Annotated in this window: 2 tRNA genes; both read right to left on the bottom strand. The window is 55.1% G+C overall.

The features are described 5' to 3' along the window. Positions 1-281: 281 nt before the first annotated feature. Positions 282-357, bottom strand: a tRNA-Ala gene (locus RWK44_RS34885). A 93-nt stretch (positions 358-450) separates the two neighbouring features. Next, positions 451-527, bottom strand: a tRNA-Ile gene (locus RWK44_RS34880). Between the last annotated feature and the right edge of the window lie 134 nt (positions 528-661).

The raw sequence follows: 661 nt of genomic DNA, 5'->3' as shown, positions 1-661 counted from the left end.
AAGTCGTCCGTCAGATGCTCATCCCTAAAGACAGCAAACAACAACGACCCAGAGCGACAAGCTTCCTTCCTACCTCCAATCCCTCCACCACATCCGGCCGGCTAGGCCATCCATGGTTTCATAGGAACTGGGCTCGGACGCCTTGGGCAGAACCCAAAACACCTGGAAGCCTCCAGATCAATCTTCTCTTCACAATGTATGCAGAACACGCATCAGCCATAAGCCGATGCAAAACTTTTATTTCTTCAAAGGATATCTCTCAGTCTCGACACCAAGCGAATTGGTGGAGCTGAGCGGGATCGAACCGCTGACCCCCTGCTTGCAAAGCAGGTGCTCTCCCAGCTGAGCTACAGCCCCAACCATCGCAAACACCTGACAGCAAACCGCCAGGATCAGGTAAACCCAAACAAACCACTATTCGCTACAGCAAACCTCATTCGCATATGCGAATGGTGGGCCCGGGAAGACTTGAACTTCCGACCCCACGCTTATCAAGCGTGTGCTCTAACCAACTGAGCTACGGGCCCATCTCGCCGAACTTCAAGCCTATTAAGGCTCTCCCATACAGGCCAGAGGCCGTCGCCGGTCGTCCGGCGCCCCCGCGGAGCACAGCCCGAAGGGCGGTACGTGCGTGAGCGCAAACCAATGGTTCGATATCCTT

It is taken from the genome of Rhizobium sp. 25PS6 (assembly GCF_032464655.1).
GTDB classification, from domain to species: domain Bacteria; phylum Pseudomonadota; class Alphaproteobacteria; order Rhizobiales; family Rhizobiaceae; genus Rhizobium; species Rhizobium laguerreae.
This window is presented reverse-complemented; position numbering and strand designations above follow the sequence as displayed.